Consider the following 18,020-nt stretch of genomic DNA (forward strand, 5'->3'; position numbering starts at 1 on the left):
CGTTCCTAGCCCAGCCTGTTGTTTATCACGTTGGTGAGGTGGGTGATCAGGGTCGAAAGGTGCAGATGGACATGGACCCTCGCCAGTTTTCTCTCGACATACTCCGCAGCCTTGACCACGAACTTCCTAAGCCCGCGCAGGAAGGACCGGCCTGGCGAGGTTTTCAGGAACCTCTTGGCCCCGGCGCCGAGCACCCCGCCCCTGAAGGCGGCGGTCGCGAACCGACTGACCGCCTCCTGCCAGGAGTAACCACCGTCCCAGAGAGTCTCCACATAGTACGAGACAGCGGCCCCGAGACCCATGACGACGGCACTGCACAACGGGAGGACAGCGGTGGCGACGGCCCCGCAGAAGGCTTCGCCGACCACGTCGATCGCACCCTCCACGATACCGGTAGCGATATAGCACGCTGTCTCTGCGACCGGATGACGCCAGGACGGGCACTGGCCATTTGTGTCGGCGCAGTTGACCGGGTCGTCGTTGCAGTAGTCGTATGCGGTGGCGCTGCCGCCCTGGATCGGGTCAGTCTGGAGGTAACGGCCGATGGTGGGGCTGTACAGACGCAGGCCCATCACAGTGAGGCCGGTGGGGGTGTCGCTGGCCCGCTGGGAGCTTCCCTGCCAGCCGTAGCGTGACGTGTTGGTCGTGTTGCCGTACTCGTCGTAGGAGTAGGCGGTCGCAGTTGTGGTGGCGGTGGCCAGGGTGACCGCGATGTCGCCGTGCAGGTCTGCGAGTTGGAGGGTGACGGCTCCGCTCGCGGACGTTGTTGCGCCCAGGGCGCCGCCCGTGTCCAGGACCGAGCGGGTGATCGTGCCGGAGGAGTCGGCGCTCCAGGTCGGGCTGTCGGTGTCGTCGGCGTAGTGGTTGGTCGCCGTCGTGCCGTCGGTCCAGGTGGTGCCACCGTCAGTGCTGGTGGCGTTGGTGGTGACGGCCTGGCGGTGGTCGGCGTCCAGGGTCCAGGTCTGTTTGGCGGTGCCGGTCGCTTCGCTGCGGGCCAGGTCGTTCGTGTAGTAGGTGAGGGTCGCGTCGGGGGTGGTCAGGGTGCGGCCGTACGCGTCGTAGGTGTAGCCGGTGTCCGTGATGCGGTCTGCGCTGTCGTAGGTGTGGGTGGCCGTTGAGGTGGTAGTCGTCGTCGTGTCGGCGCAGTCCGTCGTGCTGGTGTCCGTCGTGAGTTTGGTGCGGTCCCAGCTGGTGCTCGACGCGAACGTGTAGGCGCGTGTGGTGCAGGTGGCGCCTGTGTCGTCCTGGGCCTGGGTGAGGCGGCCCGCTGCATCGTAGGTGTAGCCGGTGCTGGTGGAGGCTCCGTTGTTCTCGGCGTGGCCGGACTCGGTGCCCAGGATCGTGTAGTCGGCCTGGTCGTCGAGGACGGTGGCGTTGGAGGAGTCGGTGTAGGTGCGGCCGGTGGGGGCTCCGATGGTGTTGTAGGTCTGGGTGAGGGTGTAGCCGCCGGGCAGGGTCTCGGTGGTGATGTTGCCGTCGGCGTCGTAGGCCGTGGCCGTGAAAGTGCCGGCGACGGAGTCGGTGGTCTTGGCCGGGTAGCCGGTGGTGCTGTCGTAGGTGTACGTGGTCGTCGACGGCACCGAGTCCGTGACCGTGACGGGTCGGTTCAGCGCGTCGTACGCCGTGGTTGTGGTGTTGCCGGAGCCGTCGGCGTAGGAGATCTGTCGGCCGAGGCTGTCGTAGGTGTGTGTGATGGTCTGGGAGTTGCTGGTCTGGGTGGCGAGTAGGCCGGTGGCCGTGTCGTAGGTGTATGCCGTGGCCGGGGTGTCCGTGCCCTTGCCGCCGCTGATCGCCTTGTTGATGACCCGGCCGGCCGTGTCACGGGTGTAGGCCGTGGTGCGGGTGGATCCGTTCGCCGTCTCGGTGACGCTCGTGGGCTCGCCGAAACGGTCGTAGGCGTAGGACTTGGTGACCAGCTCAGAGGGGTTGGAGCCACCGCCGGTGATGGTGGCGCCGGGCGCTGTCTGGCAGGTGAGGCCGGCCCACTCAGGTCGGCCCTGACAGGTGCCGGAGCCGGTCGCCGACCAGTAGGTGGTGACAGTCTCGGTGGTCGAGTTCTTGTTCGGGCCGGTAGTGGACAGCAGATTGCCGTCGCTGTCGTAGCTGTAGGTCGTGGCGAGGGCCAGACCGGAGGGATCGGTGACCGAGGTCAGCTTGAGGCCCGTCGACCAGTCGTAGGTGCTCATGTTCTTCGAGGTGTCGCCGTCGGACGGGTAGCCGGTGACGCTCGCGCCCACCGTCGCCGAGGTCAGCAGGTCGGAGACCTTGGCGTCGCTGGGGCGGCCTGCGTCGTAGGCGTAGGCGGTATGTGCGCGGGCCAGGGTCTCGGTGCCGGCAGCCAGGTCGGCAGCACTGGTGCCGCCGGAGAGGGCGTGCTGAAGCGTGACCGTGTGCAGCGGCTCGTAGACGTCGGAGGCGAGGGCAGCCCCGTCGCCGCCGGTGGCGTACGCGGTGGTCGTGGAGAGCAGGTCGGCTGCGCTCGCGGTGTTGCTTGCGCTCGCGATGGCTCCGGCCAACAGGGGGTCGGAGCTGGTGGTCGTACCCAGTGCCAATTCCCTGTTTCCGGCGGTGAGCTCACGGCTCACGGTGCCGTCGGCGTTGTACTCCGTGGTGGCGATGTGCCCGCCGGGCACAGCGCTGTTGACCTCACGGCCGTTGGCGTCGAGGTAGCTGATCGTCGCCGTGGTGTAGGCGCCGGAGCCAAGGTCGGCGCCGTTGTGGGAGGACAGAACGGTGGCGGAGGCGGGGAAGACGGCGGCACCGTAGACCGGGTTGTCGTGCTGGTCCCAGGTGGCTGTGGTGGCCGCGTCCAGCTGGTTCGGCGCGGACGTACCGGAGACGGGAACGTCGTAGACGACGCTGGTGATCGCGGTGCCATCGGTGGTCCCGGCAGTGCCGGGCTTCAGGGTCGGGCGGGAAGCGGACAGCAGCATGCCGTCGCCCGCGTCACCGCCGGTGCCGACCTTGTCGTAGGAGAAGGTCCAGGGCAGCTCGCCCGGGTCCGTCTCGGTGGCGACCCGGCCCGCGCTGTCGTAGGTGTACGCCGTCTTCAGCGGGGTGTCCAGGCGCGGGTCCCAGGCCTCACGGAGGCGGCCCGAGGTGTCGTAGGCGTACTGGGCGATGGGCGTCGACGTCGAGGCCGACCCGCCGGGCGCGGTAGCCCACAGCTTGATCTGCTTCACCTGGCCCGCGTAGGTGCCGAACGCGGAGGAGGTCGCCGTGGTGTCGGAAGCGTAGACGAACTCCAGCACCCGACAGTAGGCCTTGGAAGGATTGGATATGCAGTCCGCGGCACTGACCGCGCTGGTGGGCGCGATCACGTACTGCGGCTCGGCGAGGACCCTGCCGTCGGAGAGGTTGACCGCCCGCGAGAACACCGTGGTGGTGTTCGCGGAGGAGTCGTTCACCGTGTACGAGGTCTTCACCTGCCACGTCGAAGCGGTGCTGGACACCTTGGCGAAGGTGGTGACGCTGCCGCCCGAGTCCTTCAGCGTGTACGTGTCGCCGGCCAGGGTCAGGGTGAGGTTCTCGGCGCCCGGCTCGGGGGTCCAGCCCCCGGAGGCGTTGAGGGTGAAGCCGGTCTGGCCGCCGCTGGAGTCCGTCACGGCGACCGAGGCCGTCGAGGTCTCGCGGATATACGTCCAGTCCGAGGTTGACGCGGTGATCCCGGACGTCCAGTTGGGGCCGAAGATGGCCACCTGGCCGGGCTGTTCCGCCCCCGCGAGCGGATCGCGGGAGGAGGAGGTGCGAGTGACGGTGGCGCCGAACGCGCCGGCGTCCGTGGCATCCAGAGAGAAGTCACCGGTGAGCAGGTTGACCGTGCCTGGGCCGATGGCGCTCACGGTTGCGTTGTCGGCCTTGCGGTCGATGGTGACGGTGGATACGTCGGTGCCGTAGGTGTTGGTGCCGTCCGTGAACAGCGCCCGCACCTGCACGGGTCCGTCGTCGGTGAGCTGGCTGGTCGCCGTCCAGGTGAGGTCGTCGGGGTTCGAGGTGGCGGAGAAGGTGAACGGCCAGGAGGAGAGCGCCGACCCGTCCGCCTTGGTCACGTCACTCACCGGGATCGGCTGCCAGGCGACGCTGTCGCCGATCCGGTACTGATAGGTGACCCCGGTGAACGCCCCGGACTGGGTGGCCGACAGGGTCACGTCGTCGTCTGTGGTGTCACCGGTGACCGGGGAGGACAGGCCCGCCTTGCCGACGCCGAAGGCGTAGGAGGTGGTGGAGGTGGAGATGTTGCCGCCGGAGTCGATGGTCCGCGCGTAGAGGGTGTGCCAGCCGTTGCCCGGCTTCACGGTGATCGTCTGGGACTGGCCGCCGCTGCCGTCGATGGTGTCCAGCGCGCTGTTGGGGACGGTCTTGTCGTCCAGACCCCACTGGTAGCCGGCACCGTCGGTGGAGGTCGTGCTCAGCGTGCAGGTCGCACCGCTGCTCGACTTATCCGTCCAGCTGCCGGAGGAGTAGGGGGAGCAGGAGATCGTCGGCGCGTTCGGCTTGGCCACGTTCGGCACGAAGTACAGGTACGACGACCAGGCGCCGTAGTCCGTGCCGTCGTAGCCGCGCACCCGAAGCCGCAGATGCGAGGCGGCCAGCTGGCTCGCGCTCGGGATGGCCAGGGTCGCGGTGCTGCCGGAGGAGACGGAGGACGAGGTCGCGGTGTAGGAGTACGACGTCTCGCCCGAGTAGGCCGGGTCGTTGGTGATCTCGAACTGGGCCTTGACCGTGGAGCCGTCCGGGTCGGAGACCTTCGCGGACAGCGTCGGGGTGTACGTCGTCACGTACCGCTTGCCGTTGTAGGCGTTGACGGCGGACGGCGACACCGCGGCCGAGGTCGGCTTCGCCGGGTAGGAGTTGTAGGTGACGACCAGCTGCGGGGCATACCCGGAGGTGGTGTAGTTCGCCGACCGGAAACGGCGCCAGGTCGTCGCATCGGTCTCGTCGGCGCTGCGCAGCTGGATGCCGTAGTTCGTCGAGCCGTCCGCCCACGCCTGCACGATGGACTGCATGTTCCAGTTCGACCAGGCGGCCGGGCAGGACGAGGAGTAGCCCCAGTGGCCGGTGTTGGTCGCCATGCCCGTCGTGGTGGTGGACGGCTGAGCTGACCAGGTGACCGAGGTCGAGGACCAGGTGGAGGTGATCCGGCGGGCCTGGGTCGCGGCACCCGAGGTAGAGCAGGTGGAGGAGTAGTAGTTGTACAGCTTCATCGTCGCCGAGGTGATGTGCGTGCCGGTGAACTTCGAGACGTCGAACTTCAGGTAGGCGCGGGCCACATCGGTACCGCTGTCGTACGTGCCCGACTTCAGCTCCTGCGAGGAGACCTGGGAGTCGGGGTAGTCCGGGGTCTGCACCCAGGTGTCGGTGGTGACGGCGAGGGTGGAGGTGGGGTCGACGGTGACCGGGTAGGTGGCCGTGTCGAGGAAGTCGGCGTCCGGGGTCAGGACGAGGGTCTGGGAGCCGTCGTCGGCGGTCTCGACCTTCGTCGAGACCTGCTCCTCGTGCGCGGACTCACCGGAGGCCGGGTCCTTGCTCGCGTCCCACATCATCGGCGCGGGCGCCTCGGCGACCAGCTTGCCGTCGTCGTCCTTCAGCAGCAGGTGGCCCGAGTCTGCCTGGGACAGGGTCAGACCCTTGAGGCGCAGCGGGATGCGGTAGCTGACCGCCTGGTCGGACGGCCGGCTGTCCAGGGTGATGTTCTCGGAGAAGCCCTGTGCGAGCGCGGTCGCCGACAGGGTCTGCCCGCCGCCCAGGTCGTAGGAGGCGGTGTCGTCCTTCACGGTCGGGGTGGGGAGCTTGTCCGCCCAGCCCAGTCCAAAGGAATCGGACCCCTTGGTGACCGAGGCGAGGGTGGTGTCACCGCCGTCCGACACCGCGATGTCAGCTGCGGCCACCTGCGGCTCAAGGTCCGGGCCGGTGTCGGAGAGGTCGGTGTCGATGTCGTGCCAGGAGCCGTCCTGCTTCACCCGGACCGGGCCGGCGTAGTCCTCGGTCTGCATGCTGCCATCGGGCAGCGCGTAGGTCGTCGAGGCGCCCGTGCGCTCCGCCAGCACCTCAATCTTCCGGTCCTGCAACCGGGCCATCAGGAGGGCAGAAGTGGCGTCCTTGGCCTCGGCGGCACCGTAATGGGTCTCCGTCGAAGCGGTAGACGTCGCGGCCGAGGCGGTGGCGTCGTCGGGGAGAGCCACCGCCGCACCGGTATCGGCAAGGGTCAGGGCGGCTTCGGCGACCAAGACGACGGCGGCCACCAGGCCTATCGCGCGCATGCGCGTCGGGGAGTGGCCGAAACTTCTCGGTCGACCGGCTCTGCCGAGTCTGCCGGACCGGGATCTGCTACGCACGGACAACCCCCGTGATCTTTCTGCTGGTGAAGCTATGGCGGGCAGATCTTTACATCGCCCACACATGACTCCTTTGCGATCGCTGCACATATCGCCAAGAGAAAGTAAAGGTGGCCGATGGGAAGCCTTGAATGATTTGCAGTCGAGACCTGTGACACGGAGCGCAAAAATAGACACTTCACCCAAACTGACTGGGCGATCACATTCGGTTACGTCTCCGCTGCAGACGCGACCTTGATCAAGGCTTTACGGAAGATCAACCCGAAAGGAAAAATGATCAATAATATGTGATCTATCTTCCTTGAGTGTGTGTCAAATCCAGCCACCACTGCCGCTATGGGGGAGCAGGACACGCGGTGCGGTGACAACAGCGGGAGGAACACCCCGTCTTCGCTGTGTTGATGACTCCGCCTCTACGGGCAGGCGCACCCAGCACCGAGACGTCACCGACAAGCTGAAGAGTTACGGGGTTGCCCATCGGGAGCTCATGGCCTCGGTCGAGCACCGCTCCCACAAGGGGCTGAACAACCGGGCCGAGAACAGCCACCAGCCGACGCGACAGCGCGAACGCGCGATGAAGTACTTCCGCTCACCCGGCGCGGCCCAGCGGTTCCTGTCCGCGTTCAGCGGCATCTCGCCTCATTTCCGGCCCCGACGGAATCTCCTGACCGCCACTCGGTACCGCTTCGAGATGACCCTCCGCTTCACCCTCTGGGACCACATCACCGGCGCGGTCGGCCGGCCCGCCACACTCTGACTCGGGACTCGAAGCCGGACCCCACCACGCCCCAACACACCGTCTCCTTCACGGTGGCGGCCGACCAGCCCACGATCCGGCGCGAGAAGGTGTCCACGACGAACGCGACATAGACGACGCCGGCGAAGGTCTTCACGTCGTGAAGTCGGCTACCCAGCAGCGGTTCGGGACGCGGGCGACGAAGTCGCGGTCGACAAGATCGGGGGCCCGCTCAGCCTGCCCGCCGGAGATCGTGGTGATGACGCGTTTGCCGCGCACCGCGCCCTGGATGCCGAGCTCGCGCATCAGGCGCTCGACGGTGCAGCGGGCCACCGCATGCCCCTGCCGGTTCATCTCGCGCCAGATCTTCCTCGCTCCGTAGACACGGTAGTTGGACGTGTAGACCTCGTGGATCCTCTCCTTGAGCTCCTCGTCGCGCACGGAACGTGCAGAGGGGGTTTCGAGGCGTTTCTTATGGGCGTAGTACGTGGAAGGGGCGATCTGGCAGTCGTGTGCGGTGAGCGTTCTGCAGATCGGCTCGACCCCGCCGAAGCGGTCCCGGTGCTCGTCGATGAACCCTACAAGCGCGTGTGTGGCCGGTCGAGCTCGGCCGCGAAGAAACTGGCCGCGGCCTTCAGGATCTCGTTCGCCCGCTTCAGCTCGGCGTTCTCCTTCTTCAACGCCTTGAGCTGGGCGGACTCCTCCGTCGTCGTCCCTGGACGCTGCCCCGCGTCGATCTCGTGCTGCTTCACCCAGTTCCGCAGCGTCTCGCGGGAACCGATGTCGAGCTTGTCCGCCACTGCCTGCAGGGCGGCCGTCTCGTTCGGGTAGCCGTCGCGCACTTCGGCGACCATGCGCACCGCGTGACGGCGCAGCTCAAGCGGGTAACGGGAGGGTCGTGCCATGACTCAATCCGTTCACGGAATCGAGTCTCTACCTGACACGGGGCGGTTCACATCATCGATCTCGCAAGTCTGGCCTCGGCACCGTCAGTGCTGCAGGTGGTCGGAGCCGCTGTTGCCAGTTACCTGCTGGGGCATCTCGCCTATCCTCTGGGCGCCCTCTTGGACAAGGTGGCTCCGCGTTGGAACTGGAGTGACGAGAACGCTCGCCTTGATTTCGTGGCCAGAGTGCCCGAGGCCCGGGACCGAGCCTTCGTGCGCACTGATGTGTCTCTGCTGTTGGCTGCGGTGGAACTCCACGACAAGGAGGCAGCGGGCGAAATCACTCGGCTGCAAGGCGTCGCGTTGATGCTGCGGAACTCGGCCCTCGCCCTGATGTTCGCGCTCGTCGTCGCGGTGATCGAACTCGTCGCGGAACCCGATCGTGTGCTGGCAGGAGGCTGTGCGGCACTGCTACTCGTAAGCCTCACTGCCGCAATCAGACACGGGCGTCGTGTGCGGCACTGGGACCGCCTGAAGACGTTGGAGATGTGCTTCTGGATCCCAGACATCGACGACAGATTCGTCTCCAGCCACCGGTGATCACAGGCACGCACCCGCGCCCCTGACGCGTAAGGACCCCACGACTGTTCAGGACCTGTCCGGTCGATCAAGCCGGGCTCAGTCTTCGGGAATCCGCACCGCCCAGGGACTACGGGGCACCTCTGTCGGATCAGACGGCGATCGGCTTGCGGTAGCGGACGTACTCGTTCTGGCGCCGGAACCCTACGCTCTCGTAGAGGTCGTAGGACCGGTGCGGATTCGCAGTCCCGGTGTACAGTCGGGCGGTCTGCGAGCCGTGCTTGCGAAGACACCGCAACCCGTTCAGCAGCAGGGCCTGCCCAAGTCCCAGACGCCTCGACTCGGCCCGGACGCTCAGTTCTTCGACTTCGCCCACAGTGGGGTCGTGCCGACGGATGGAGCACAGGACGACCCCGGCCATGTTTTCCCCGTCCCAAGCAGCCCGCCAGCAAGTCGGGTCGGCCGTGGCAAGGAAGCTCTCGAACGTCCACCTCTGGGTGAAGTCGGCATCCGCATACGAATCGACGACCGTCTTCCAGGCCGCGCGGTAGCTGCTCGGATCGACGGCACCGACTCGGATGCCGGCCGGCAACGGCTTGCCGTCGGGGAGTTGTCGGAGGTCGGCCAGCTCCAGCTCTACCAGGCTGAAGACACGCCGGTATCCCGTTTCGAGCAGCAGCGTCGTTGCATCCTGTTCAGAGGTCATGGCGTTCGCGCCGATCACAGCCGTCTGTGTGGTTCCGTGCTGCTGCACGAGCTGGCGGATACGGCATTCTGCCCAGTTGAGCATGGCTGAGCCGATGCCCTGGCCGCGGTGCTCGGGCAGCAGGTAGCCGCGGTGCAGGTACAACCACGTCCCGTCTCGCTCCTGCCACCACTTGATCGTCGAGTAGCCGACGACACCACCGTCGTGCTCCACCAAGACCTGGTTCTCGGATGGGTCGTCCAGACTGGCGCAGGATTCGGCGATCTCGGCTGCCGTCGGAAGCCCCTCCACGACCGAGCGGGCGTCGATCCGATCCCGCTGTGCACAGCCCAGCCGCACAGCGGCCATCGCGCCATGGTCGTGGCGGCCGCAATAGGGCCGGAAGACGTAGCCAGGCACCCGTTCCCGCGATGCAAGGCCGCTGCCACTGTTCACGCCCACACCAAGACCCCCGTCACGTTGGATAAGCGGTGTCATCGATCACGGAAGCGTAGGCCGTGCCGATCAGACGGCAGAACTCGTTTTCCGCAGCATGACCGTTCGCGGGGACTTGACGGACCACCGCCAGATGATCGACGGCATCCTGTATCGGGCACGGACCTGGGTGCAGTGGCGTGACCTGCCCGAACGCTTCGGACCATGGAGAACGGTCGAAGGTGGCGACCGACCGGTTCGGCGACAGCTGGTTCGAACTGGGAGCCCTGCTCATTCTCGATGCCGTCGTGATGGAACTCGCCGCTGACGACGGTGACGGCCTACGCGCAGATGCACGCCCGCCACACCAACATGCAGTGACGCGGAGAAACTGCTCCCTTTCCAGAACGGGATCGGCACCGTCGGCGGCGGCCCCTGGTCCGGCCGCTCGGCGGCGAGATGCGCGAGAGGCCCGCAGGAGGGGCTGGCCTCGAAGGGTTTGCGCGCGTCAGCCGTCGGTCTGGTCGTTTGGTGGACAGGGAAACGGGCCCGATGTGGGGGACGAGTGCGGGGCTCGCACGGGTGTGCCGGATTTTGGTATGGGCTAATGCGAGGGGTAACCGGTCCGCCGGCTACGACGGCCAGCCAGATGATCATGCGGGGCTGGTCGCCCGCGTGGTCGCCCCCGCCGACCGCCGCGCCTCCGCCGTCACCCGACCGACGCTGGGCGCGACCGGCTCGCCGCTGTACGTCTTCCTGCAACGTCACTTCATCTCGGGCCCATGCTCTCCGGGGCCGTCAAGGCCTGAGCGTGGGAGGGTGGGAGTGTCGCCGTGTGCGGGAAGGCGGTGGCTCTTCATGGAGTACGTGGCGGTGAGCGCGCTCAGTCATCCCGGTCTGGTGCGCGAGCGGAACGAGGACAGCCTCGTGGCCGGGCCGTGGACCCTGTGCGCCACGGTGACCGAGAGCCCGCAGACCCTGTACTTCCCGCTCGGGTCGCCCCTCGCGGTGGCCGTCGCCGACGGGCTCGGCGGGCAGCCCGGCGGCGAGGTGGCCAGCGCCCTGGTGGTCCACCGGATCGCCTCGATCGGCCCGGCCCTGAGCGGCAAGGACGCGGTCCGCGACGCGCTGAACGGCTGCAATCGCGCGGTGTACGAGGCCGGTGCCGGGGATCTCGCGACCATGGGCACGACGGTCGCCGGGATCGTCGTGCGGCCCGGCTCGCTGGTGGTGTTCAACGTGGGGGACAGCAGGGTCTTCGCGGCCGGTCGGGACGAGCTGCGCCGGCTGAGCGTCGACGACAGCCCACCCCTCGCACCCGGCCGGCGCACCACGCACCTGGTCACCCAGTGTCTGGGCGGCACCCCGACGTATCGTGCCGTTCTGCCCCATGTGACGGCCATGCCCCTGTCTCCCGGCGACCGCTACCTCGTCTGCACCGACGGGCTGACCGACGCCGTGCCGGAGGACGTCTGCGACGACGTGCTGCGGGAGCACGACGACGGCCGGGCGGCCTTCGAACTGTGGAAGGCCGCCATCGCGGCGGGCGGCCCGGACAACGTCACGCTGGCGGTCGTACGCGTCGCGGACACCTGACATATCGAGCGCGCCTACGGTGGGGACATGACCGAGATCGTCGTCTACGAACTCGACAAACCGGCCGCGCCGGGCGGCCCGGAGCGGCGGGTCCGCAGGGTGCACATGGCCCCCGCGGCCCCGGGATCGCACACCGTCGCGGGACCGCGGACCCTCTGCGGCAAGGACACCTTCGCCATGGAGACGGCCGGTCGGCGGCCCGCCGAGCAGCCCGGCGCGCCCTGGTACCCCGAGGAACACGCCTCGGTGGTCTGCCCCGACTGCGATGCCGTGATGGAGGTCTGACCGGCTCCGCCGCTCAGCCTCGTTCCACGTACTCCTTGAAGTGGTCCAGATCGCCCCGGACGAGCCGTTCGATCGCGTTGGTCTGGGCGAACCCCTTCGGCCCGCCGAAGATGTCACGGACCGTGTCGGGGTCGTACTCGACGCGTGCCTGGATCCGGGTGTGATCACGGTCGATCGGCTGGACCGTGAAGGAACCCGTCAGCTCGGGAGTGCCCGTGGTGAGCCACTCCATCACGCGTTCACCACGACGGTCGGTGACCTCGGCCTCGACCTCCCGGGCCCCGCCGCTCGCCTCGACCTCCAGATGCGCCCGGCCCCCCGCCTCGGTACGCGCACCCCGCACTCCGTCCACGAAGCGCGGATAGGTCTCCACCTGATGAAGGGTCTCCCAGGCCGTGTCGGCCGGGACCCCGACGTCGATGTGCAGTTCGAGAGTGCTCATGGCTCACCTCCATGTGCAGCTCGTGGCGCATGGCCCTCTGCTCCCAGTGTGCACACGACGCCCGCCGTCATGCGCCCCCGGGTCCCGCGCGCCCCCGGGGACGTCGCCCGCCCTAAAAGCGCTGGTTGTCCGCTTATCGGCCGCGTGCCTAGCCTTACCCGAGTGAGCCCAGACGGAACGTGGCCAATACCCGCGTGCGGAGCCCCGGTTCGGCGAGGACGAGAAGAGTCCTGACGCCGGTTCGTGAGTCGCTCCGCACCCTGTGGCCGTACCGGCGGCGCACCTGTCTCCGGCGCTACGACAGCGCCGTTCCCCGTCTTCCGAAGGAGAAAACCGGCGTGGATGCTGAGCCCATCGCATTGGTAGGGATCGGGTGCACCTTCCCCGGTCGAGTGCACGGGCTGGACGACCTGTACACAGTGCTGCGGGAAGGACGGGACTGCGTCGAGGAGAACCCGGCCAGCCGCTGGGATGTCGATCAGTTCTATGATCCCGATCCGCTGGCCCCGGGCAAGACCTACATCCGCCACGGCGGATTCGTGGACGACGTCGACCGCTTCGACGCGGCGTTCTTCGGGATCTCGGACGCGGAAGCGGTCCGGATGGACCCGCAGCACCGGCTGCTCCTGCAGACCGTCTGGCACGCCCTCGAAAACGCCGGGCAGGACCCCGCCGAACTGCGGGGCACCGACACCGGCGTCTTCGCAGCGCTGATGAACGCCAACAACTACTCCTTCCTCAAGCACGCGATCGAGGGGCTGAAGGGTGTCACGGCCTATGACGCGATGAGCGACGCGAACAGCATCAGCGCCGGCCGTATCGCACACTTCCTCGACCTGAAGGGGCCGTGCTTCGCGGTCGACACCGCCTGTTCCGGCTCGCTGGTCGCCCTGCACCTGGCCCGGCAGTCCATCCTCACCGGGGAGTGCGACTCGGCGATCGTCGTCGGCGTCAACCTGATCCTCAACCCGGATGTCCATGTCGCCTTCTGCAAACTAGGGCTGTTCTCACCCAGCGGACAGTGCCGGGCGTTCGACGCCAAGGCCGACGGCTACGTCCGCAGCGAGGGCTGTGTGGCCGTACTACTGCGCCGCCAGTCCCTCGCCGAGGAACGCGGTGACCCGATCCTCGCGAGCATCGTCGGCACCGCGATCAACCACGACGGACACACCCCCGCGCTGACCGCCCCCAACGGCCGCACCCAGGAGCAGGTGATGCGCACCGCGCTCGCCCGCAGCGGCGTCGACCCGGCCGAGGTCGACTACGTCGAGGCGCACGGCACCGGCACCCCGGTCGGCGACCCCATCGAGATGGGTGCCATCGCCAGTGCCTACGGTGGTTCCCACACCGAGGACCGGCCACTGTTCGTCGGTTCGGTGAAGAGCAACTTCGGCCACACCAAGGCCGCCGCCGGACTGCTCGGCGTCGCCAAGGCCGCCCTCTCGCTGCACCGCGAGACCATCTATCCCAGCCTCCACCTGGACCGGCTGAACCCCAAGATCCGGCTCGACGGCGCCACGGTGGAGGTCCCCACCGAGACCGTGCCCTGGCCCCGGACGGACGTCCCGCGCCTGGCCGCCGTCAACTCCTTCGGCTACAGCGGCACCAACGCCCACGCGATCCTCCGCGAGGCCCCGTGCCCGAACCCCGCGACCGGATCCGGGAAGCCGCGCCCGGCCGAACTCCTGGTGCTGTCCGCCAAGTCCCCGGAGAGCCTGGACACGCTGGCCGAGCACTGGGCGGAGTACCTGTCCCGCACCGACCGGGAGACCCTGCCCGCCGCCGTCTTCACCGTCGCCGCCGGACGCGCCGCCCACCGCCACCGCCTCGCGGTGACCGGACGCGGCGGCATCGAACTCGCCAACGACCTGCGACTGTGGCGGACCCGACGCACCTCCCCGTCGGTCACCAGCGGCCACCCGGCGAAACCCGCCAAAACCGCCTTCGTCTTCACCGGCCAGGGCGCCCAGTACCCCGGCATGGCCCGCGAGTTGTACGGCACCGAACCGGCCTTCGCCGAAGCCCTCGACCGGTGCGCCGAACTGCTCGACCCCGAACTTCTCGTGCCGCTCAAGCAGTTGCTGTTCAAGGACCAGGCCCCGTCACGGATCTCTCCGTCGGGCTCGACGGCCGGGGTCCCTGCCGCGGGCGGCACCTTGAGTACGGCCTGGTGAAGTACACGAAGGATGCGTCATACGAGCGCATCAGCAAGGCAGATGAGGGCGACGAAGACGGTGTCATCCGTCAAGGCGAGGACACCGCGGAGTTGGCCGAACGGCGCGGAATCCCCCTCCAGGGGCGCCGCTTCCGGGACAACGACAAGTCGGCCACCCACGGCAAGCACCGCCCCCAGTACGAACTCCTCATGGCTGCCGTACAGCGCGGCGAAGTCGACGTCATCATCGTCTACATGCTCGGCGGGCTCTGGCGGAGCCGGCGCGAACGGGCCGCGGGAATCGAGATCCTCCGCAAGCGCGAGGTGTCCGTGCTGTGCGTCAAGGGCCCCGAGTTGGACCTCACGACGGCCGCTGGCCGCCTCCTCGCCGGCCTCCTCGGCGAGGTCGACACGTTCGAGGTCGAGCAGATGTCGGAGCGGGAGCAGCGGGAGATGCGCCAGCGCGTCGAGCGCGGCCTGCCGCCGTCCGGGCCGCGTTGCTTCGGGTACACCGCAGACGGCGCGGAGCTCGTCGAAGACGAGGCCGCCGAGGTCAAGGGTTGCTTTCACGCGCTGCTCGCCGGAGCGAGCCTGTCCGGCATGGCCGCCGGCCTCAATGAGCGGGGCATCCTCAACCGCAACGGCAAACCCTGGTCACACAAGGCCATCCGCGGCGTACTCCTGAACGAGCGCTACGCAGGGCTGCGTCAGTACCGCGGTGAGCTGCACCGGGAAGACGAAGCGCTTGGCGCGCGGTACGGAACCGATCGACCTCACCGTCGAGGAGTACGTGATCCGGCGCCTGTCGCGCCCCGACGCCGTCGATCTCCTCGTCGACGAGAGTGCACCGAGGACGGAGGAGCTGCGGGCGAAGGCCGTTGCCTTGCGGTCCCGAATCAGGGTTCTGACCGACGCGTTCGCGGATGACGACGATGCGGACGCCGCCGGATTCAAGGCCGCTACCCGCAGGATCAAGGCCCGGCTGGCTGACGTCGAGGCGCAGATGGCGTGCCTGCAGCGGGCGCGCATCCTGGTGGACATCGTGACCGCCGAAGATTGTGCCAAGGCCTGGGAGGATCTGATGCTGGACCGGCAGCCCGCGGTGGTCGAGACGCTGGCCACGGTAGCCGGCCGCGTCCGTGCGGGCCTGGATCTGCTGGCGTGCCCGGGTGAACACGCCGTTCAGGGCGTAGGGGCGGAAGCGGGTGCAGACCGCCTACCATGAGCCGTAGCGTTCGGGCAGGTCACGCCAGGAGATCCCGGTCCGGATCCTGTAGACCACCCCGTGGATAATCTGCCGGTCCGACACTCGCGGCCAGCCCGTCGCCGCTCGCGGTATGTGAGGGAGCGAGTAACTCCCACTTCTGGTCAGTGAGTTCATGACGGCGTATCACCCCACCATGATCCAACACCCGGTGATCTTCAAAGGCCGCCCGTAGATGCGTACGTCCCCGGAACGGCTCCCTGGAACCTTCTCCACCGATGAGGGTCAGGCTGCGCGGTGCATCCCCGAACGGACAGACGACGACACAGGCGTCCTGCGCCGACCTGGGCGCACACACGGAAACGCCCCGGTGAGCGTCAGGGAAGTCGCAGGGGTCGTCTGGGCCTCGCAGGGCGATGGTCCGCGTGCTGGTTCCGCGCGGCCTGTACGGGCCGGTGCAGGACTACGTCGACGGCGTCCTGGGCGGCTGACGCGTTCCTCGGCCGGCTCATCGACGCCGCAGACAAGGTCCTCACTCTCGACAACGAGACGGCGAACCGGGCCGCCTATGAGGACGCCAACCGCGCCATGCTCCAGCTCGCCGAGCGCCTGGTCGCCGTGTGGAATGGCGAGCCGCCGTCACGCAGGGGAGGCGCCGCGGACACCGTCCTGGAGGCACGCGACGCCGGCCCCCGTCGACTTGGTGTGGCCGGCAGGGTGCCGCACGGACCGACTGACTCGTCCTCGGCAAGAGTCGCGGACTTGGCCGGGGTTCGACACCAGCGGGAATGGGCAGCTGTGCGGGGGAGTACGACCAGATGAAATGCGCCGACTGTTCGGCCTGCGGCTGTACCTCCAAGTGTCTGAGCTGCGAAGGCGCTGTGAGTACGGCAAGGTATGTCCGTGTGGGTTGGCCCTACCGGTCCGTGCATGTGCATGGCCCTGACGCCTGGCAGCATCGCGCTGCCGCTGGGGTGTGGCGTTCACCACTTCCGTTGACGATCTGGGTGACGGTGTCGTGGGTGGTGACCGCATCGTCCAGCACGGTGGGGTCCAGCGCCCGGCGGTGACTGTCCTTGAGGACGCCGGTGGCTTTCACCACCTCGCGCACGGCCTCGAACGCCCGGTTCGGGCGGGCGGAACGGGCCAGCCGACGGCGAAATCAGGCGAGCAGTGACGGGTCGAAGGCCGTGTCGTGAAGGCCCCGCCCGCAGGCGGCCTTCCACCTCAGGTCGCACCGCAGTTCCTGGACCGTCTCGAAGGCCGACAGTCCGTGCAGCGCCTGTAGCGTGACCGCCGTGGCCAGGATCTGCGGCGGCAAGCTGGCCGCCCGTTCGCCGAGGGGTACATGTCCGCGAACATCCCAGCCGGGAACAGCTCGGCGCGATGCTCGGCCAGGAACGCGAACACACTCCCTGCCGGGATCAGATCCCGACACGTCTTCCCATACATCCCGGCCCGACCATCCCGCCGACCCCTCACTCATCGCCACATGACGAGTCTGGCCCTGCCGCTGACGCGGCAGGGCCAGAACCCAAGATCTCCATCGACCTCATAGGCGGGTGCGTCCCGGCTCCCGGGTGGGAGACGAGTGGGAGATGATCATGGCGTGGTGATGCATTCAGGCGCTAGGAAATGCTCGATGGCGCCGCTCTCCCGCCTCCCCAGCGCAGCGCCTAGCTCGCCGATTCGGCAGCATGAGGACTCAACACATCTGCGCTGACCAGGGCGATGATGACGATACCCAGGGCGATGCGGTACCAGACGAACGGCATGAAGCTCTTGTTGGAGATCCACTTCATGAACCACGCGATCACCGCGTAACCCGACGCGAACGCGATCACCGTCGCGAACAGGGTCGGGCCCCAGGCCACCTGGCCCTCGCCCACCGAGTCCTTGACCTCGAAGGCGCCGGAGGCCAGCACCGCCGGGATGGCGAGCAGGAAGGAGTAGCGGGCCGCCGCTTCGCGCTTGTAGCCCATGAACAGGCCGCCGCTGATGGTGGCGCCCGAACGGGAGACGCCGGGGATCAGAGCGCAGGCCTGGCAGAGGCCGTAGATCAGGCCGTCCTTGATGCCGAGGTTCTCGAGGGTCTTGCGCTGCTTGGGGGCGCGGTGCTTGCCGCCCGTCTCGTCACGGGCGGCGAGCCGGTCGGCGATGCCGATGACGATGCCCACGACGACGAGCATGGTCGCGGTGATGCGGAGGTCGCGGAACGGGCCCTCGATCTGGTCCTTCAACGTCACGCCCAGCAGGCCGATCGGGATCGAGCCGACGATCACCAGCCAGCCCATCTGGGCGTCGTGGTTCCGTCGCATCGCCTTGTCGAACAGCGAGCGGAACCAGGCCGAGACGATCCGCCCGATGTCCTTGCGGAAGTAGATCAGCACCGCGGTCTCCGTGCCGATCTGGGTGATCGCCGTGAAGGCGGCCCCCGGGTCCTTCCAGCCGGAGAAGGCCGCGGTCAGTCGCAGATGCGCGCTGGAGGAGACGGGCAGGAACTCGGTCAGCCCCTGGACGAGGCCGAGGACCAGCGATTCAAACCAAGACATGAAGGTACGGCGTCCCAGGGGTGAGGAAGGGGCTGGCGGTCGCGTGGGCGCCCGTGAGCACACGGGCGCACATGATCATGCGCGTGCAACCGCAGCGTAGCGGGCCGGGGTGGCAGCGGGGGCACAGGGGTT

The 18,020-nt window shown here is 68.1% G+C and carries 13 protein-coding genes and 3 pseudogenes; 8 read left to right on the top strand and 8 right to left on the bottom strand.

Annotated elements, in window-relative coordinates; genetic code table 11:
* Nucleotides 1-5: 5 nt before the first annotated feature.
* Nucleotides 6-6,260, bottom strand: coding sequence for a DNRLRE domain-containing protein (locus tag ACFY0P_RS37900; protein ID WP_388923994.1), 6,255 nt, complete (start codon nt 6,258-6,260; stop codon nt 6-8).
* A gap of 502 nt (nt 6,261-6,762) precedes the next feature.
* On the opposite strand from ACFY0P_RS37900, the pseudogene ACFY0P_RS37905 reads away from it, so the two are divergent.
* A pseudogene (locus tag ACFY0P_RS37905) lies at nt 6,763-7,092 on the top strand (DDE-type integrase/transposase/recombinase); the annotation flags it as partial.
* Nucleotides 7,093-7,224: 132 nt separating this feature from the next.
* On the opposite strand, the gene ACFY0P_RS37910 reads toward ACFY0P_RS37905, so the two are convergent.
* Complete coding sequence (locus tag ACFY0P_RS37910) at nt 7,225-7,512, bottom strand: IS3 family transposase (protein WP_388923997.1); 288 nt, start codon at nt 7,510-7,512, stop codon at nt 7,225-7,227.
* A gap of 137 nt (nt 7,513-7,649) precedes the next feature.
* The gene (locus ACFY0P_RS37915) at nt 7,650-7,976 is read right to left on the bottom strand and encodes a transposase (RefSeq protein ID WP_388924000.1); all 327 of its coding nucleotides are present in this window, start codon (nt 7,974-7,976) and stop codon (nt 7,650-7,652) included.
* A gap of 87 nt (nt 7,977-8,063) precedes the next feature.
* On the opposite strand from ACFY0P_RS37915, the gene ACFY0P_RS37920 reads away from it, so the two are divergent.
* Nucleotides 8,064-8,555, top strand: coding sequence for a hypothetical protein (locus ACFY0P_RS37920; RefSeq protein WP_388924004.1), 492 nt, complete (start codon nt 8,064-8,066; stop codon nt 8,553-8,555).
* 130 nt (nt 8,556-8,685) lie between these two features.
* Here ACFY0P_RS37920 and ACFY0P_RS37925 read toward each other — a convergent pair whose 3' ends face one another.
* Nucleotides 8,686-9,681 carry a GNAT family N-acetyltransferase gene (locus ACFY0P_RS37925; protein WP_388924437.1) on the bottom strand — a complete coding sequence of 332 codons (996 nt, stop codon included), beginning with the start codon at nt 9,679-9,681 and terminating at the stop codon, nt 8,686-8,688.
* A gap of 115 nt (nt 9,682-9,796) precedes the next feature.
* Between ACFY0P_RS37925 and ACFY0P_RS37930 the strand changes: the two are divergent.
* The 3 genes and pseudogenes from ACFY0P_RS37930 to ACFY0P_RS37940 all read left to right on the top strand — a co-directional run.
* Nucleotides 9,797-9,889: pseudogene (locus tag ACFY0P_RS37930) on the top strand (transposase); the annotation flags it as partial.
* A gap of 623 nt (nt 9,890-10,512) precedes the next feature.
* Complete coding sequence (locus ACFY0P_RS37935; RefSeq protein ID WP_388924006.1) at nt 10,513-11,250, top strand: PP2C family protein-serine/threonine phosphatase; 738 nt, start codon at nt 10,513-10,515, stop codon at nt 11,248-11,250.
* A 27-nt stretch (nt 11,251-11,277) separates the two neighbouring features.
* A complete protein-coding gene (locus tag ACFY0P_RS37940) occupies nt 11,278-11,535 on the top strand; it encodes a hypothetical protein (protein WP_388924009.1) in 258 nt (85 codons plus the stop codon).
* A gap of 13 nt (nt 11,536-11,548) precedes the next feature.
* Here ACFY0P_RS37940 and ACFY0P_RS37945 read toward each other — a convergent pair whose 3' ends face one another.
* On the bottom strand, nt 11,549-11,977 hold the full coding sequence (locus ACFY0P_RS37945) for an SRPBCC family protein (protein ID WP_388924012.1): 429 nt from the start codon (nt 11,975-11,977) through the stop codon (nt 11,549-11,551).
* 338 nt (nt 11,978-12,315) lie between these two features.
* Between ACFY0P_RS37945 and ACFY0P_RS37950 the strand changes: the two genes are divergently transcribed.
* The 3 genes and pseudogenes from ACFY0P_RS37950 to ACFY0P_RS37960 all read left to right on the top strand — a co-directional run bounded on the left by ACFY0P_RS37950 (nt 12,316) and on the right by ACFY0P_RS37960 (nt 15,357).
* The gene (locus ACFY0P_RS37950) at nt 12,316-14,151 is read left to right on the top strand and encodes a type I polyketide synthase (RefSeq protein ID WP_388924015.1); all 1,836 of its coding nucleotides are present in this window, start codon (nt 12,316-12,318) and stop codon (nt 14,149-14,151) included.
* Nucleotides 14,148-14,798: pseudogene (locus ACFY0P_RS37955) on the top strand (recombinase family protein); the annotation flags it as partial. The gene ACFY0P_RS37950 and the pseudogene ACFY0P_RS37955, both read left to right, overlap by 4 nt.
* A gap of 79 nt (nt 14,799-14,877) precedes the next feature.
* On the top strand, nt 14,878-15,357 hold the full coding sequence (locus tag ACFY0P_RS37960; RefSeq protein ID WP_388924462.1) for a hypothetical protein: 480 nt from the start codon (nt 14,878-14,880) through the stop codon (nt 15,355-15,357).
* On the opposite strand, the gene ACFY0P_RS37965 is transcribed toward ACFY0P_RS37960, so the two are convergent.
* The 3 genes from ACFY0P_RS37965 to ACFY0P_RS37975 form a co-directional block, all read right to left on the bottom strand.
* On the bottom strand, nt 15,349-15,513 hold the full coding sequence (locus ACFY0P_RS37965; protein WP_388924017.1) for a transposase: 165 nt from the start codon (nt 15,511-15,513) through the stop codon (nt 15,349-15,351). The two genes, ACFY0P_RS37960 and ACFY0P_RS37965, sit on opposite strands and share 9 nt — an antisense overlap.
* Nucleotides 15,514-16,498: 985 nt before the next feature.
* Nucleotides 16,499-16,657, bottom strand: a complete 159-nt coding sequence (locus tag ACFY0P_RS37970; RefSeq protein ID WP_388924020.1) for a transposase — start codon at nt 16,655-16,657, stop codon at nt 16,499-16,501.
* 355 nt (nt 16,658-17,012) lie between these two features.
* Nucleotides 17,013-17,888, bottom strand: coding sequence for an undecaprenyl-diphosphate phosphatase (locus tag ACFY0P_RS37975; protein WP_388924022.1), 876 nt, complete (start codon nt 17,886-17,888; stop codon nt 17,013-17,015).
* Between the last annotated feature and the right edge of the window lie 132 nt (nt 17,889-18,020).

It is taken from the genome of Streptomyces sp. NPDC001714 (genome assembly GCF_042892755.1).
GTDB lineage: Bacteria > Actinomycetota > Actinomycetes > Streptomycetales > Streptomycetaceae > Streptomyces.

Coding starts and splice junctions, on each gene's coding strand:
- ACFY0P_RS37945 (WP_388924012.1), bottom strand. CDS start 11,977: ATGAGCACTCTCGAACTGCACATCGACGTCGGGGTCCCGGCCGACACG.
- ACFY0P_RS37900 (WP_388923994.1), bottom strand. CDS start 6,260: ATGCGCGCGATAGGCCTGGTGGCCGCCGTCGTCTTGGTCGCCGAAGCC.
- ACFY0P_RS37965 (WP_388924017.1), bottom strand. CDS start 15,513: ATGAACTCACTGACCAGAAGTGGGAGTTACTCGCTCCCTCACATACCG.
- ACFY0P_RS37940 (WP_388924009.1), top strand. CDS start 11,278: ATGACCGAGATCGTCGTCTACGAACTCGACAAACCGGCCGCGCCGGGC.
- ACFY0P_RS37975 (WP_388924022.1), bottom strand. CDS start 17,888: ATGTCTTGGTTTGAATCGCTGGTCCTCGGCCTCGTCCAGGGGCTGACC.
- ACFY0P_RS37935 (WP_388924006.1), top strand. CDS start 10,513: ATGGAGTACGTGGCGGTGAGCGCGCTCAGTCATCCCGGTCTGGTGCGC.
- ACFY0P_RS37915 (WP_388924000.1), bottom strand. CDS start 7,976: ATGGCACGACCCTCCCGTTACCCGCTTGAGCTGCGCCGTCACGCGGTG.